This is a genomic window from Streptomyces sp. NBC_01520, from assembly GCF_045040375.1.
GTDB lineage: Bacteria > Actinomycetota > Actinomycetes > Streptomycetales > Streptomycetaceae > Streptomyces.
Map to the genome: position 1 here is coordinate 2,526,688 of NZ_CP109404.1, position 14,878 is coordinate 2,541,565.

The 14,878-nt window shown below is 71.9% G+C and carries 11 protein-coding genes; 4 read left to right on the forward strand and 7 right to left on the reverse strand.

What is annotated here, in order from left to right:
• Positions 1–42 precede the first annotated feature (42 nt).
• The gene (locus tag OG524_RS11480; protein ID WP_405390949.1) at positions 43–1,776 is read left to right on the forward strand and encodes an ABC transporter ATP-binding protein; all 1,734 of its coding nucleotides are present in this window, start codon (positions 43–45) and stop codon (positions 1,774–1,776) included.
• On the forward strand, positions 1,776–3,701 hold the full coding sequence (locus OG524_RS11485) for an ABC transporter ATP-binding protein (protein ID WP_405390948.1): 1,926 nt from the start codon (positions 1,776–1,778) through the stop codon (positions 3,699–3,701). The genes OG524_RS11480 and OG524_RS11485 overlap by 1 nt, the downstream gene beginning before the upstream one ends.
• Before the next feature lie 343 nt (positions 3,702–4,044).
• Here OG524_RS11485 and OG524_RS11490 read toward each other — a convergent pair whose 3' ends face one another.
• The 5 genes from OG524_RS11490 to OG524_RS11510 form a co-directional block, all read right to left on the reverse strand.
• A complete protein-coding gene (locus OG524_RS11490) occupies positions 4,045–5,130 on the reverse strand; it encodes an RNA polymerase sigma factor (protein WP_405812450.1) in 1,086 nt (361 codons plus the stop codon).
• Positions 5,131–5,327: 197 nt separating this feature from the next.
• Positions 5,328–7,235 (reverse strand): DNA primase, encoded by a 1,908-nt coding sequence (gene dnaG, locus OG524_RS11495; RefSeq protein ID WP_405810091.1) that lies wholly within the window; start codon positions 7,233–7,235, stop codon positions 5,328–5,330.
• 92 nt (positions 7,236–7,327) lie between these two features.
• Complete coding sequence (locus OG524_RS11500) at positions 7,328–8,587, reverse strand: NAD(P)/FAD-dependent oxidoreductase (RefSeq protein WP_405390945.1); 1,260 nt, start codon at positions 8,585–8,587, stop codon at positions 7,328–7,330.
• Positions 8,588–8,706: 119 nt separating this feature from the next.
• On the reverse strand, positions 8,707–10,035 hold the full coding sequence (locus OG524_RS11505; RefSeq protein WP_405390944.1) for a deoxyguanosinetriphosphate triphosphohydrolase: 1,329 nt from the start codon (positions 10,033–10,035) through the stop codon (positions 8,707–8,709).
• 93 nt (positions 10,036–10,128) lie between these two features.
• Positions 10,129–11,046 carry a sirohydrochlorin chelatase gene (locus tag OG524_RS11510; RefSeq protein ID WP_405810093.1) on the reverse strand — a complete coding sequence of 306 codons (918 nt, stop codon included), beginning with the start codon at positions 11,044–11,046 and terminating at the stop codon, positions 10,129–10,131.
• Between the two features lie 194 nt (positions 11,047–11,240).
• Between OG524_RS11510 and OG524_RS11515 the strand changes: the two genes are divergently transcribed.
• A complete protein-coding gene (locus OG524_RS11515) occupies positions 11,241–11,981 on the forward strand; it encodes a vancomycin high temperature exclusion protein (protein WP_405390942.1) in 741 nt (246 codons plus the stop codon).
• Between the two features lie 67 nt (positions 11,982–12,048).
• On the forward strand, positions 12,049–14,124 hold the full coding sequence (locus OG524_RS11520) for a molybdopterin oxidoreductase family protein (RefSeq protein ID WP_405390941.1): 2,076 nt from the start codon (positions 12,049–12,051) through the stop codon (positions 14,122–14,124).
• Here OG524_RS11520 and OG524_RS11525 read toward each other — a convergent pair.
• Together OG524_RS11525 and cutA are read right to left on the reverse strand one after the other, a co-directional pair.
• Positions 14,090–14,542 (reverse strand): gamma-glutamylcyclotransferase family protein, encoded by a 453-nt coding sequence (locus tag OG524_RS11525; RefSeq protein ID WP_405390940.1) that lies wholly within the window; start codon positions 14,540–14,542, stop codon positions 14,090–14,092. The genes OG524_RS11520 and OG524_RS11525 overlap by 35 nt on opposite strands.
• Positions 14,539–14,877 (reverse strand): divalent-cation tolerance protein CutA, encoded by a 339-nt coding sequence (gene cutA / locus OG524_RS11530; RefSeq protein WP_405390939.1) that lies wholly within the window; start codon positions 14,875–14,877, stop codon positions 14,539–14,541. The genes OG524_RS11525 and cutA overlap by 4 nt, the downstream gene beginning before the upstream one ends.
• Position 14,878 lies beyond the last annotated feature (1 nt).

A 14,878-nucleotide genomic window follows, 5' to 3' on the forward strand; every position in this document is an offset into this window, starting at 1 on the left:
GATGGACCGGCCTCTGCCGTTCGCCGACTCCGAGAGAACCGCGTGCTCATAAAACTCCTGCGGACCTATCTCGGTCCGTACAGACGACCGATCCTGCTGCTGGTGCTGCTCCAGCTCCTGCAGACCTGCGCCACGCTGTATCTGCCCAGCCTCAACGCCGACATCATCGACAACGGTGTCGTGAAGGGGGACACGGGCTACATCCTGAGGTTCGGCGGCGTGATGATCGTCGTCAGCCTCGCCCAGGTCCTTTGCAACGTCGGCGCCGTCTACTACGGCGCCCGGACCGCCTCCGCGCTGGGACGTGACGTACGCGCGTCGGTCTTCGACCGGGTGCAGTCGTTCTCCGCACGCGAGTTCGGCCGCTTCGGTGCTCCGTCGCTGATCACCCGTACGACCAATGACGTGCAGCAGGTCCAGATGCTCGTCCTGATGGCGTTCACCCTGATGGTCTCGGCGCCGATCATGTGCGTCGGCGGCATCATCATGGCGCTCGGCCAGGACGTGCCGCTGTCGGCGGTGCTGCTGGCAGTGGTGCCGGTGCTCGGCATCGCGGTGAGCCTCATCGTCAGGAAGATGCGGCCGCTGTTCCGCACGATGCAGGAGCGGCTCGACACGGTGAACCGGGTGCTGCGCGAGCAGATCACCGGCAACCGGGTCATCCGGGCCTTCGTCCGTGACGGCTACGAGGAGGAGCGCTTCCGGGGCGCCAACACCGAGCTGACGGCCGTCGCCCTGTCGACGGGCCGGCTGATGGCGCTCATGTTCCCGACCGTGATGACGGTGGTGAACCTGTCGTCCGTCGCCGTGGTCTGGTTCGGCGCGCACCGCATCGAGAGCGGCGGGATGCAGATCGGTGCGCTGACCGCGTTCCTCGCCTATCTGATGCAGATCGTCATGTCCGTGATGATGGCCACCTTCATGTTCATGATGGTGCCGCGCGCCGAGGTCTGCGCCGAGCGCATCCAGGAGGTCCTGGAGACCGATTCGAGCGTGGTGCCGCCGGCCGCCCCGGTCACCGAGCTGCTCACCCACGGCCATCTGGAGGTACGGGGCGCCGAGTTCCGCTACCCGGGTGCCGAGGAGCCGGTGCTGCGCTCGGTCGATCTGGTGGCGCGGCCCGGCGAGACGACCGCGGTCATCGGGTCGACGGGCAGCGGGAAGTCGACGCTGCTCGGGCTCGTACCGCGGCTGTTCGACGTGACGGACGGCGATGTGCTGGTCGGGGGTACGGACGTGCGGACGGTGGATCCCGTCCTGCTGGCGAGGACCGTGAGCCTGGTGCCGCAGAAGCCGTACCTGTTCTCCGGGACGGTCGCGACGAATCTGCGGTACGGGAACCCCGACGCGACCGACGAGGAGCTGTGGCACGCGCTGGAGGTGGCCCAGGCGAAGGAATTCGTGGAGCTGCTGGAGCACGGTCTGGACGCGCCGATCGCGCAGGGCGGCACCAATGTCTCCGGCGGTCAGCGGCAGCGGCTCGCGATCGCGCGGACGCTGGTGCAGCGGCCGGAGATCTACCTCTTCGACGACTCCTTCTCGGCGCTGGACTACGCGACGGACGCGGCGCTGCGCGGTGCGCTCGCCCGGGAGACGGCGGGAGCGACCGTGGTGATCGTGGCGCAGCGGGTGTCCACCATCCGTGACGCGGACCGGATCGTGGTGCTGGACGAGGGCCGGGTCGTCGGGACGGGCAGTCACCGTGAGCTGATGGACGGCAATGAAACGTACCGGGAGATCGTGCTCTCCCAGCTGACGGAAGCGGAGGCCGCCTGATGGCCGGGCCGGGCGGACGGATGATGGCCGGTGGGCCCACCGAGCGGTCCATGGACTTCAAGGGGTCCGGGAAGCGGCTGGTGAAGAGGTTCAGCAAGGAGAAGTCCTCGCTGTACCTGATGCTGGGCGCCGGGACGCTGAGCGTGGCGTTGTCGGTGGTCGGGCCGAAGATCCTCGGTGCGGCGACGGACCTGATCTTCGCGGGGGTCGTCGGCCGGCAGATGCCGGACGGCCTGTCGAAGGCCGAGGCGGTCGAGGGGCTGCGGGAGGAGGGCAGCGGCGGGCTGGCCGACATGCTGTCCGGGGTGGACTTCGTCCCCGGCGAGGGCATCGACTTCGGTGCGGTGGGGAACGTCCTGCTGGCGGCGCTGGTGGTGTACGTCCTCGCCGGGCTCCTGATGCTCGTGTCGACGCGGCTGTCGATCCGGGTGATCAACCGGGTCGTGTTCCAGCTCCGCGAGGACCTCCAGACGAAGCTGGCGCGGCTGCCGCTGTCCTACTTCGACCGGCAGAAGCGCGGCGAGGTGCTGAGCCGGGCGACGAACGACATCGACAACATCTCGCAGACGATGCAGCAGACGATGGGCCAGCTCATCAACTCCCTGCTGACCATCGTCGGTGTACTGATCATGATGTTCTGGATCTCGCCGCTGCTCGCCCTGGTGGCGCTGGTGACCATTCCGCTGTCGGTGTTCGTCGCGGCGCGGGTGGGCAAGCGGTCGCAGCCGCAGTTCGTGGCGCAGTGGAAGGTGACGGGCAAGCTCAACGCCCACATCGAGGAGATGTACACGGGACACACCCTGGTGAAGGTCTTCGGGCGGCAGAACGAGTCCGCGAGGGACTTCGCCGAGCAGAACGACGCGCTGTACGAGGCGGGGTTCAAGGCCCAGTTCAACAGCGGGATCATGCAGCCGCTGATGATGTTCGTCTCGAACCTGAACTATGTGCTGGTCGCGGTCGTCGGCGGTCTGCGGGTCGCTTCGGGTGCGCTGTCGATCGGTGACGTGCAGGCGTTCGTCCAGTACTCGCGGCAGTTCTCGATGCCGCTGACGCAGGTCGCCTCGATGGCGAACCTGGTCCAGTCGGGCGTCGCCTCGGCCGAGCGGATCTTCGAGCTGCTGGACGCGGAGGAGCAGGCGCCCGATCCGGTGCCGGCCGAGCGGCCCGTGGAGCTGCGCGGCAGCGTGGCGCTGGAGAAGGTGGCCTTCCGGTACGACCCGGAGAAGCCGCTCATCGAGGATCTGTCGCTACGGGTGGAGCCGGGTCACACGGTCGCGATCGTCGGCCCGACCGGCGCCGGCAAGACGACGCTCGTCAATCTGCTGATGCGGTTCTACGAGGTGACGGACGGCCGGATCACTCTCGACGGGGTCGACGTGGCGAAGATGTCGCGGGACGAACTGCGTTCGGGCATAGGCATGGTGCTCCAGGACACCTGGCTGTTCGGCGGCACGATCGCGGAGAACATCGCGTACGGGGCCTCGCGCGAGGTCACCCGGGAGGAGATCGGGGAGGCCGCGAGGGCGGCCCACGCCGACCGGTTCATCCGTACGCTGCCGGACGGCTACGACACGGTGCTCGACGACGAGGGGTCCGGGGTCAGTGCGGGCGAGAAGCAGCTGATCACCATTGCGCGGGCGTTCCTGTCCGACCCGGTGATCCTGGTGCTCGACGAGGCGACCAGCTCGGTGGACACCCGTACGGAGGTGCTGATCCAGAAGGCGATGGCGCGGCTCGCGCACGGCCGGACGAGCTTCGTGATCGCTCACCGGCTCTCGACGATCCGGGATGCCGATGTGATCCTCGTGATGGAGAACGGCTCGATCGTCGAGCAGGGCACGCACGACGAGCTGCTGGCGGTCGAAGGCGCCTACGCCCGGCTGTACGCCGCGCAGTTCGCACAGGCGCCTGCCGAGATCGACTGATCGCCGGTGGGGAAGCCGGCGGAAGGGACGGGGGACGGCTGACGAGGACGGGACGCGACGGCGCGGGCCAGGAAGGCCGCGTCGCGCTCGGCATCGGGATCGGTGCGGGGCTCGGGGCCGCGGTCGGCGCGGTGACCGGTGATCCCGCGATGGGTGTCGGCGTGGGGATGGCCCCAGGGCGTCGCGGTCGGCGCGGCGTCCGGCAGCGCGCGGCACAAGCGGAAGGGTGCCGGGGGCTCCTGAACTCCCTGCGGGTCCGGGGCTCCTGAACCCCCCGGCGGGTCCGCGGCTCCTGAACTCCCCTGCGGGTCCGGGGCCGACGCCCCGGACCCAGGGGTGCGGCTCAGTCCAGGTAGCCGCGGAGCTGGTCGGCGAAGGCGTGGTCGCGGAGTTTGTTCAGGGTCTTGGACTCGATCTGCCGGATGCGCTCGCGGGTCACGCCGAAGATGCGGCCTATCTCCTCAAGGGTGCGGGGCCGTCCGTCGTCCAGTCCGTAGCGCAGCTGGACGACCTTCCGCTCGCGCTCGCCCAGCGTGGAGAGGACCACCTCCAGGTGTTCGCGCAGAAGGAGGAAGGCGGCGGACTCGACGGGTGAGGCGGCGTCGCCGTCCTCGATGAGGTCCCCGAAGGCCACGTCGTCCTCCTCTCCGACGGGGGCGTGCAGCGAGACGGGTTCCTGGGCGAGGCGCAGGACCTCGCCGACCCGCTCGGGTGTCAGGTCGAGCTGGACCGCGACCTCCTCGGAGGTCGGCTCGTAGCCGCGTTCCTGGAGCAGGCGGCGCTGGACGCGTACGACGCGGTTGATCAGCTCGACGACATGGACCGGGACCCTGATGGTCCGGGCCTGGTCGGCGAGGGCCCGGGACATCGCCTGGCGGATCCACCAGGTGGCGTACGTGGAGAACTTGTAGCCCCGGGCGTAGTCGAACTTCTCGACCGCCCTGATCAGTCCCAGGTTCCCCTCCTGGACCAGGTCGAGCATGGTCAGGCCCCGGCCGACGTACCGCTTGGCCACCGAGACGACGAGGCGCAGGTTGGCCTCGATGAGGCGGCGCTTCGCCACCCGTCCCATGACGACGATCCGGTCCAGGTCGAACGCGAGCCGGGAGTCCGGGTCGGGGGTGCCCGCCAGACGTTCCTCGGCGAAGAGCCCCGCCTCGACGCGGCGGGCGAGATCCACCTCCTCCGCCGCGGTGAGCAGCGGGATACGGCCGATCTCCCGCAGGTACTGGCGGAAGAGGTCGGACGACGGGCCACCGGTCTCCGGCCGGCGCCGCTCCGGGGGCTCGGGGGCCTCCACCGGTTCCTCCATCACCGGGTCGGGTGCGTCCGGGGGCGGGGCGGCCGCCTCCGGACGGCGCGTGGCCCGGTTCTGCGCGGGAATCGCCGGGACATGCTCGGTCGTGGTCGTCACGGTCCGGGTCTGCACGGGGGCGACCTCCAGGTGATCGCTGCCGGACCGCGGGGATGGGGGTCCGCCCTGGGTGGACCGTCCGCGCTCCGATGACTCAGGCACCGCTACCCAGTGTGGGGTACGACACATCGCTGCCACGAGGGGCGTGCGGTGACTTTCTGGAACCGGTCCGTGACCGGCCGGTCACCGGGCGGGGCGGGCGGTGTCGCGGATCAGAGCGCGGCCGCGCCGTGGCTCCGGAGCGACTGGGCGTACTGCTGGAGGACCCAGACCTCGTTCTGCGCGGCAGCCAGATGGTCCGGGGCGACGTTGCTCCCGAGGCGGGCGAGGCTGCCCTGGACGTCGTCGATCCGGCGGTCGACGGCGCGCAGCCGGACCTTGACCAGGTGCTGGCCCGCGTACGACTCGTCGATGGACTTGCCGTGGAAGACCTCGACCGCGAGTTCGGTGACGAGCTTGCGCACCGAGTCGTTGGGGGTCGCGTCGAGCACCTGGACCAGGTACTCGCGGGTCTCGGCCAGCCCCTGCTCGGCGCCGCCCGCCTCCGCGATGCACTGGCGCACCGCCGCGTACGGCGGGGCGGTGAACTCGTCGATGCCGTAGGCGTCGAAGGCGGGTGAGACGAGTGCGGGCTTCTGCAGGGCGAGCTTGAGCAGTTCGCGCTCGGTGCGGTGGGCGGGGCTGCGGAGGTTCAGCGCGGGGCCGGACGGAGCGACGGGCTGGTGGCCCTGCTGGTGCTGCGCGCCGGGACCGGCGGGGGCTCGCGCGGGTCCGCGCTTGTCTCCCCGCCCGCGGGCCCACTGGGCGAGCTGGTTGACCCGGTGGACGACGAATTCCTGGTCGAGGATGCCGACAAAGCCCGCGAGCTGGACGGCCACCTCTCGCTGGACGCTGCTCGTCTTGATCTTGGCGACGACGGGCGCGGCCTCGTCGAGCGCCGCGGCGCGGCCTGCCGGGGTCTCCAGGTCGTAGCGGCCGACGATCTGGCGCAGCGCGAACTCGAAGAGCGGGGTGCGGGGTTCGACCAGGTCGCGGACGGCGTCGTCGCCCTTGGCCAGGCGCAGGTCGCACGGGTCCATGTTGTCCGGGGCGATCGCGATGTACGTCTCGGCGGCGAACTTCTGGTCGTCCTCGAAGGCGCGCAGGGCCGCCTTCTGGCCGGCCGCGTCGCCGTCGAAGGTGAAGATCACGCGGGCGCTGCCGTTGTCCATCAGGAGCCGTCGGAGGATCTTGATGTGGTCGTTGCCGAACGCCGTGCCGCAGGTGGCGATGGCGGTGGTGATCCCGGCGAGGTGGCAGGCCATGACGTCGGTGTAGCCCTCGACGACGACGGCCCGGCTGGACTTGGCGATGTCCTTCTTGGCCAGGTCGATGCCGTACAGCACCTGGGACTTCTTGTAGATCGACGTCTCGGGGGTGTTGAGGTACTTCGGGCCGTTGTCGTCGTCGCGGAGCTTGCGGGCGCCGAAGCCGACGATCTCGCCGGAGGTGTCGCTGATGGGCCACATCAGCCGGCCGCGGAAGCGGTCGATGGGGCCGCGGCGGCCGTCCTGGGAGAGGCCGGAGCTGATGAGCTCCTTGTCGCTGAAGCCCTTGCCGCGCAGGAAGCGGGTGAGGTGGTCCCAGCCCGCGGGGCTGTATCCGACGCCGAAGTGGGCCGCCGCGTCCTGGTCGAAGCCGCGCCCTGCGAGGAACTTCCGGCCGATCTCCGCCTCGGGGCCGTCGAGCTGCTCGCGGTAGAAGTCAGCGGCGATCTTGTGGGCCTCGACCAGCCGGATGCGCTCGCCGCGCTGGTGGGAGGGGTTGTAGCCGCCCTCCTCGTACCGCAGGGTGATGCCCGCCTTGGCGGCGAGGCGCTCGACCGTCTCGGAGAAGGTGAGGTGGTCGATCTTCATCACGAAGGCGATCGTGTCGCCGCCCTCCTGGCACCCGAAGCAGTGGAAGAGACCCTTGCTGGGGCTGACCTGGAAGGAGGGGGACTTCTCGTCGTGGAAGGGGCACAGGCCCTTGAGGTTCCCGCCGCCCGCGTTGCGCAGTTGGAGGTACTCGGAGACGACGGCGTCGATCGGGACCGCGTCCCGTACCGCCTTCACGTCGTCGTCGTTGATCCTGCCTGCCACGAGTGAAGTCTACGGGTGGGGCCGGACATCCGGGACCGGCCGGCGGCGGGCACGGGGTGTCCGCCGCCGGCCGGTCCCGGATGCCGGGCGGGTCAGAGCAGGGTCCGCAGCGGCACCGACGGGTCTCCCAGGGCGTCCGGGTCGATCTGCCGGCCGGACCGGATGAACTCCTGGACGGTCTCGGTGACGTCCCACACATTGACGTTCATCCCGGCGAGCACCCTGCGGTCCTTCAGCCAGAACGCGATGAACTCCCGCTTGCCTGCGTCCCCGCGGATGACGACCTGGTCGTACGAGCCCGGCGGGGCCCAGCCCGAGTACTCCAGGCCGAGGTCGTACTGGTCGGAGAAGAAGTACGGGACCCGGTCGTAGGAGACCTCCTGGCCCAGCATGGCCCGGGCGGCGGCCGGTCCGCTGTTCAGGGCGTTGGCCCAGTGCTCCACCCGGAGCCGGGTGCCGAGCAGTGGGTGCTCCACGGCCGCGATGTCCCCAGCGGCGAAGATGTGCGGGTCGGAGGTGCGCAGCGAGGCGTCCACTGCGACGCCGCCGCCGTGTGCCCGGCCGGCCATGTCGAGCCCGGCGGCCTCGGCGAGGGCGGTGCGGGGCGCGGCTCCGATAGCGGCGAGCACGTCGTGGGCGGGGTGCTCCTCGCCGTCGTCGGTGCGGGCGGCGAGGACCAGGCCGTCCTCGCCGGTGATCTCGGTGAGGCGGGCGCCGAAGTGGAAGCGGACGCCGTGCTCGGTGTGCAGGTCGGTGAAGATCTGGCCCAGCTCCGGGCCGATGACGTGGTGCAGTGGGGTCGCGGAGGGTTCGACGATCGTGACTTCGGCGCCGTAGCCGCGGGCGGCGGCGGCGACCTCCAGGCCGATCCAGCCGCCGCCGGCGATCACCAGGTGGCCGTTGTCGCGGCCGAGGGCGGCGAGGACGTTGCGCAGCCGGTCGGCGTGGGCGAGGCGGCGCAGGTGGTGGACGCCGACCAGGTCGGTGCCGGGGATGTCGAGGCGGCGGGGTTCGGCGCCGGTGGCGAGCAGCAGCTTGTCGTAGTGGACGACGGTGTTGTCGCCGAGCTGGACGGACCGGCCCTCCCGGTCGACGGAGGTGACGACCTGGCCGAGGTGGAGCTCGATGTCGGCCCCGGCGTACCAGGCCGTCTCGTGGACGAAGACGCTGTCCCGCTCGTCCTTGCCCGCGAGGTAACCCTTGGACAGGGGAGGCCGTTCGTACGGATGGTCGCGCTCGTCCCCGATCAGGATGACCCGGCCGGTGAAACCCTCCGTCCGGAGTGTCTCGGCCGCCTTCGCTCCTGCCAGTCCTCCGCCGACGATGACGAACGTCCGGTTTGCGTCGACCACTTGAAGCCTCCTCGGTGCTGTGCTGCGCGGCGCCACCACCTGCGAGCGTCCCGCACGCGGCGTGATGGCGAAAGGGGGTGTGCCCCGATCAGGTCACATCCGGGTGTCATGTGGCCCGGTCACGGTCCAGTCTGCCGAACCCCGGTGAGCGTTCCGTGCAGGGAGCGGGCCGAGGCGTCCGTGAGGGCGGCGATCTGGTCGACGAGGACCCGCTTGCGGGCCCGGTCGTCGGGTGCGGTCTCGTACAGGGCGCGGAACTGCGGCTCCAGGCCCCCGGGGGCGCGGGCGGTGAGCGCTGCGGCGAGTTCGGCGATGACGATGCGCTGGCCGGCGCGGATGGTCTCCTGTTCGGCCCGCTGCATGACGTAGCGGTCGGCGACGGCCTTGAGGACGGCGCACTCGTTGCGGACCTCGTCGGGCACGATGAGTTCGGCGCCGTACCTGCCGAGCCGTCCTGGGCCGTACGCGCCGTGGGTGGCGGACTCGGCGGCGAGGCAGAACCGCCCGATGAGCTGGCTCGTCGCGTCCTTCAGCCGGGCCTGGGCCACGGCTGAGCCGTCGTAGCCGTGCGGCCACCACTCCTGGCCGACGAGCCGGTCGAGGGCGTCGGCCAGCTCCTGCGGGTCGGTGCCGGCCGGGACGTACCGGCCGATGGCGACCTCCCAGATCTCCCTGCGTTCCGGTTCGGCGAAGAGGCAGCTGGGGTCGATGTGCCCGGCGTGCAGCCCGTCCTCGAAGTCGTGCACCGAGTACGCGACGTCGTCGGACCAGTCCATGACCTGGGCCTCGAAGCACTTCCGGTCCTGCGGCGCGCCCTTGCGGACCCATTCGAAGACCGGCAGGTCGTCCTCGTACACCCCGAATTTGGGTGAGCCGGGGTCGGTCGGGTGCTCGCCCCGGGGCCAGGGGTACTTGGTGGCGGCGTCCAGGGCGGCCCGGGTCAGGTTGAGTCCGACGCTGACGAGCTCGCCGCTGCGGGGGTCGCGGACGAACCGCTTGGGTTCGAGCCGGGTCAGCAGGCGCAGCGACTGGGCGTTGCCCTCGAAGCCGCCGCAGTCCGAGGCGAAGTCGTTGAGCGCCTGTTCGCCGTTGTGGCCGAAGGGCGGGTGGCCCATGTCGTGGGCGAGGCAGGCCGTTTCGACGAGGTCGGGGTCGCAGCCGAGTGCGGCGCCGAGCTCCCGGCCGACCTGGGCGCATTCCAGGGAGTGCGTGAGCCTGGTCCGGGGGCTGGCGTCCCAGGCCCGGCCGCGGGTGCCGGGGGTGACGACCTGGGTCTTCCCGGCGAGCCTGCGCAGGGCGGCGGAGTGCAGCACGCGGGCCCGGTCGCGCTGGAACGCGGTGCGGCCGGGCCGTTTGTCGGGCTCGGTGTCCCAGCGCTCGGTGTCGGCCGCGCCGTAGGGCGTCGTGCCGTGCTCCTGTGTGTCCCGGGTGTCGTGCGTACCGTCCATGACCTCGACAGTAACGGCCTGCCCGTCGCGCGGAGGGGATCGGCGGGTGGCGTCATGCGGCTCCGGACGCGGTACGGCGCCGGGCCGCACGGTTCAGGCGGACGCCAGCAGGTGCGCGTGTGTCAGGGCGCCGTACGCGGGCACGCCCGTGGCCAGGGCCCGGTCGTAGCGGTGCAGCAGGAGGCGGGCCATCGCCGGGTGCGCGCCGAGCGGTGCTGCGGCGGTCCCGTCGACGGCGTCGGCCGCCGCGGTGGCGAAGCGGCCGGGTGCGGTGAAGTACGAGGCGAGGGCGACGCGGTGCCGCCCGCGGGCGGCGAGGGCGCGCAGGGCGACCGGCACGGTGGGGGTGGCCGCCGAGGCGTACGCCGGGACGACGGGCACCCCGCCGAGGCGGTCACTGAGCATCTGGGCGGTGCGGCGGGCGTCGACGGCCGAGTCGGGGTCACGCGATCCTGCGGCGGCGAGCACGACGGCGGCGCTGCGGCTCGTACCGTCCTCGGCCTGCCAGCCGGCCTCGACGAGCCGTTCGTACAGTGCCTCGACGAGCAGCGGGTGCGGCCCGAGCGGTGCGGCGACCAGGGTCCGCAGGTGCCCGGCCCGCGCGGCGGCCAGGGGCAGGTCGTGCCGGACGTGGTGGCCGCGGCCGAGGAGCAGCGGTACGAGGACGGCGTCGCCCGCCGCGATGCCGTCCAGGGTCTCCGGCAGCAGGGGCGCGTTCAGCTCGATGTGCCCGAGCCGGACGTCGAGTCCGGGGCGCAGCTCCCGGACCCGGTCCAGGAGTTCCAGGACGGTGCGCAGGGCCCGCGGGTCCCGGCTGCCGTGCGCGACGGCGACGAGGGTCGGGGCGGGGTGCCGGGCGTCGTTCCGGGTGCGGTGCACAGGTCTGCGGGCTCCGTTCCGGGAGACGAGGTCGAGCTGGTTTCCGAGCTGTGAGGTGATGCGGGTGAGGAGTTGCGCCGTGCTGTCGAGGGGCAGGGGCTCACGCGGGTGTTCCGGTGCCGTCTCCGTCATGAACAGATGGTGACGGGCGGAGGTTGCCAGGCCGTTTCCCACCGGTGACGGGTGTTTTCCGCCACCTCACGGCGGGGCGGGGCGCACTGTCAGGACGGGGGCCGGGATCACGGAACTCCTGGTCCGGCGAACCTTTCGGCCTTCCCGATCGTCTTGTTCCATGAGGGATCCGGTACGGAACGGGGGGACCGCGCATGCGGCTGGGGGGACTGGGGCGGCCGTCGGTGCCGAAGTGGCTGGGCGCCGGGCGGCCACGGCTGCCGCGCACCCGGCGCGGGCAGCGGTGGCTGGTACAGGGGCTGATGGTCGCCTGTGTGGTGGCCCTGGCGCCGGCGACCTGGCTGCACACGACTGCCGATGCCCGGGTGCGGACGGCGGCGGACGCCCCCGCGCAGCAGGTGGCCGTGGTGTTCGGGGCCGGGCTGTGGCAGGGCAGGCCGTCGGCGTACCTCGCGCACCGGCTGGACGCGGCGGCCGAGCTGTACCGGACCGGCAAGGTGCGGGTGGTGCTGGTCACCGGGGACAACAGCCGGGTGGAGTACGACGAGCCGGACGCCATGCGCACGTACCTCACGGAACGCGGGGTGCCGGACGGACGGATCGTGAGTGATTACGCCGGTTTCGACACCTGGGACTCCTGTGTCCGCGCCAAGAAGATATTCGGGGTCGACCGCGCGGTGCTGGTGAGCCAGGGCTTCCACATCCGGCGGGCGATCGCGCTGTGCCGGTCCGCCGGGATCGACGCGTACGGGGTCGGGGTCGACGCCGTACACGATGCGACCTGGTACTACGGCGGGACGCGGGAGGTGTTCGCGGCGGGCAAGGCGCTCCTGGACACCGTCTTCGAACCGGATCCGCACTTCCTGGGGCCGCGCGAGGCGGGGGTGACCGAGGCGCTCGCCGCGGACCTCACGGCCGGTCGGGACGCGGGCTGAGGTGCGCGTACCGGGGGCGTAACCGGACGCACCGGTGCCCGTAATACCCGGCTCGCACGCTGGGAGCATGGCCCGCACCGAGACGTCCACCCACTGCCCGTACTGCGCGCTGCAGTGCGGGATGAAGCTGCGACCGGTCACCGACGGCACGGTGGTCGAGGTCGTGGAGCGCACCGATTTCCCTGTCAACCGGGGGGCGCTGTGCGGCAAGGGGCGTACGGCTCCCGCCGTGCTGTCCGCCGGTGCCCGGCTGACCGGGCCCCTGGTGCGGAGCGCGGCGAGCGGTGAGCTGGAACCGGCCGGCTGGGACGAGGCGCTGGAGCGGATCGCCGAGGGACTGGGCGGGACCCGGGCCGCGTACGGGGCGGACGCCGTGGGGGTGTTCGGCGGGGGCGGGCTGACCAACGAGAAGGCGTACGCGCTGGGGAAGTTCGCCCGGGTGGTGCTGGGCACCTCGCAGATCGACTACAACGGCCGCTTCTGCATGTCCTCGGCGGCTGCCGCGCACCAGCGGGCGTTCGGGCTGGACCGGGGGCTGCCGTTCCCGCTGGAGGACATCCCCCGTACCGGCTGCGTGATCCTGGTCGGCTCGAACCTCGCGGAGACGATGCCGCCGGCGCTGCGCTATCTGACCGAGCTGCGGGAGAACGGCGGCCGGCTGATCGTCATCGATCCGCGCCGGACCAGGACGGCGGAGCAGGCGGATCTGCATCTGGCGCCCCGGCCGGGCACGGATCTGGCCCTCGCGCTCGGCATGCTGCATCTGGTCGTGGCGGACGGGCGGGTGGACGAGGAGTTCGTGCGTACCCGGACGAGCGGCTGGGACGAGGCCAGGGCCGGGGCGATGGCGCACTGGCCGGAGCTGGTGGAACGCATCTCCGGGGTGTCCGTGCCGCAGCTGCGTGAGGCCGTGGAGATGTTCTGCGGGGCGGAGAGCGGGATGGTGCTCACCGCGCGCGGACCCGAGCAGCAGGCCAAGGGCACGGACACGGTCGGTGCCTGGATCAACTTCTGCCTGGCGACCGGTCGGGCGGGGCGTCCGTTGTCCGGGTACGGCTGCCTGACCGGGCAGGGGAACGGCCAGGGCGGCCGGGAGCACGGCCAGAAGGCCGACCAGTTGCCCGGTTACCGCAAGCTCACCGATCCGGCGGCCCGGCGCCATGTGGCCGGGGTCTGGGGGGTGGACCCGGATTCGCTGCCGGGGCCGGGGCGCAGTGCGTACGAGCTGCTGGACGCGCTGGGGCGGGATGTGCGGTCGCTGCTGGTGATGGCGTCCAACCCGGTCGTGTCCGCGCCGCGTGCGGGGCACATCGAGGAGCGGCTGCGGTCGCTGGACTTCCTGGCGGTCGCGGACGTGGTGCTGTCGGAGACGGCGGCACTGGCGGACGTGGTGCTGCCGGTGACCCAGTGGGCCGAGGAGACCGGGACCATGACCAATCTGGAGGGCCGGGTGCTGCTGCGGCAGCGGGCGGTCACTCCCCCGCCCGGGGTGCGCAGCGACCTGGAGGTGCTGAACGCGCTGGCCGGGCTGCTGGGGCACGGGAAGGGTTTCCCGGCCGATCCGGAGGAGGTCTTCGACGAGCTGCGGCGGGCCTCGGCGGGCGGCCCCGCCGACTACGCGGGCATCACCTACGCCAGGATCGCGGCGGAGGACGGGGTGTTCTGGCCGTGCCCGGACGAGGAGCACGCCGGGACGCCGCGGCTGTTCCTGGAGCGCTTCGCGACGGACGACGGGCTGGCCAGGTTCGTCCCGGTCGTGCACCGCCCGGCCGCGGAGGAGACGGATGCCGCGTACCCGGTGGTGCTGACGACGGGCCGGGTCGTGTCCCAGTACCAGTCGGGGGCGCAGACCCGCCGGGTGGCGGAGCTGAACGCCGCCGCGCCGGGCCCCTTCGTGGAGCTGCATCCGCGGTTGGCCGAGCGGATCGGGGTGGCCGAGGGCGACGCGGTCGCGGTCACCTCGCGGCGGGGGCGGGCGGTGGCGCCCGCCCGGATCACGGTCGCGATCCGGCAGGACACCGTGTTCATGCCGTTCCACTGGCCTGGCGAGGGCCGGGCCAACACCCTGACGAACCCGGCTCTGGACCCGGTGTCGCGGATGCCGGAGTTCAAGGTGTGCGCGGTGCGGGTGGAGGCCGCTTGAGCCAGTCGCCCCCGGGGACGGGCGTGCCGCCGGTGCGCAGGGAGCGGGTGACGGCGGCGGCCGCGAGGTAGACCCAGGCGCGGACGGGCTCCCCGGATCCCGGACCGGTCCCCGGGACGACCCGGCGGACCACCCGCTCGTACAGATTGCGCGGGTGGTCCGGGCCCAGGTACTCCTCCAGGTCGTCCAGGAGGCCCAGCAGTTCCGCGTACGACCCCTGCGCGGCGGTGACGAGTGCGCCGTGGACCGTGCCGTGGCCCCCGACGGCGTACGGGTATCCGGGGCCCTCGTACAGGAGGGCGCCGGGCAGCACGGCCGGACGTTCCCCGCTCGTGCGGCCGCGCAGGAACCGGTCGTGGTTGCGTTGGCCGGGGAGCAGGGTGCCGTAGACGAAGAACGGCGGTCCGGTTCCGGTCACAGGGCCGCCGCCGCTGCCGTCTCCGCCGTCACCCAGCCGAGGTAGCGGGCGCTGCCCCGCACGATCGGCGTGGCGATGATCTCCGGGGTGTCGTAGTCGTGCGCCGTGACGAGGTGGGCCTCCAGTTCCTCGTACCGCTGGGTGGTGGTCTTGAACACCACCTGCCACTCCTCGCTGGTCTCGATGGCGTTGTGCCACCGGTAGACCGAGGTGACGGGCGCGGAGATCTGCGCGCAGGCGGCGAGCCGCGCCTCCACCGCGCCCTGGGCCAGGGTGTGGGCCTTCTCCTCGCTGTCCGTCGTGGTCTGCACGGTCAGCCATGCCGGCTCTGTCATC

Excerpts from the sequence above, each read along its gene's own strand:
- OG524_RS11485 (WP_405390948.1), top strand. The coding sequence starts at position 1,776 with ATGGCCGGGCCGGGCGGACGGATGATGGCCGGTGGGCCCACCGAGCGG.
- OG524_RS11505 (WP_405390944.1), bottom strand. The coding sequence starts at position 10,035 with ATGGACGGTACGCACGACACCCGGGACACACAGGAGCACGGCACGACG.
- OG524_RS11510 (WP_405810093.1), bottom strand. The coding sequence starts at position 11,046 with ATGACGGAGACGGCACCGGAACACCCGCGTGAGCCCCTGCCCCTCGAC.
- OG524_RS11515 (WP_405390942.1), top strand. The coding sequence starts at position 11,241 with ATGCGGCTGGGGGGACTGGGGCGGCCGTCGGTGCCGAAGTGGCTGGGC.
- OG524_RS11520 (WP_405390941.1), top strand. The coding sequence starts at position 12,049 with ATGGCCCGCACCGAGACGTCCACCCACTGCCCGTACTGCGCGCTGCAG.
- cutA (WP_405390939.1), bottom strand. The coding sequence starts at position 14,877 with ATGACAGAGCCGGCATGGCTGACCGTGCAGACCACGACGGACAGCGAG.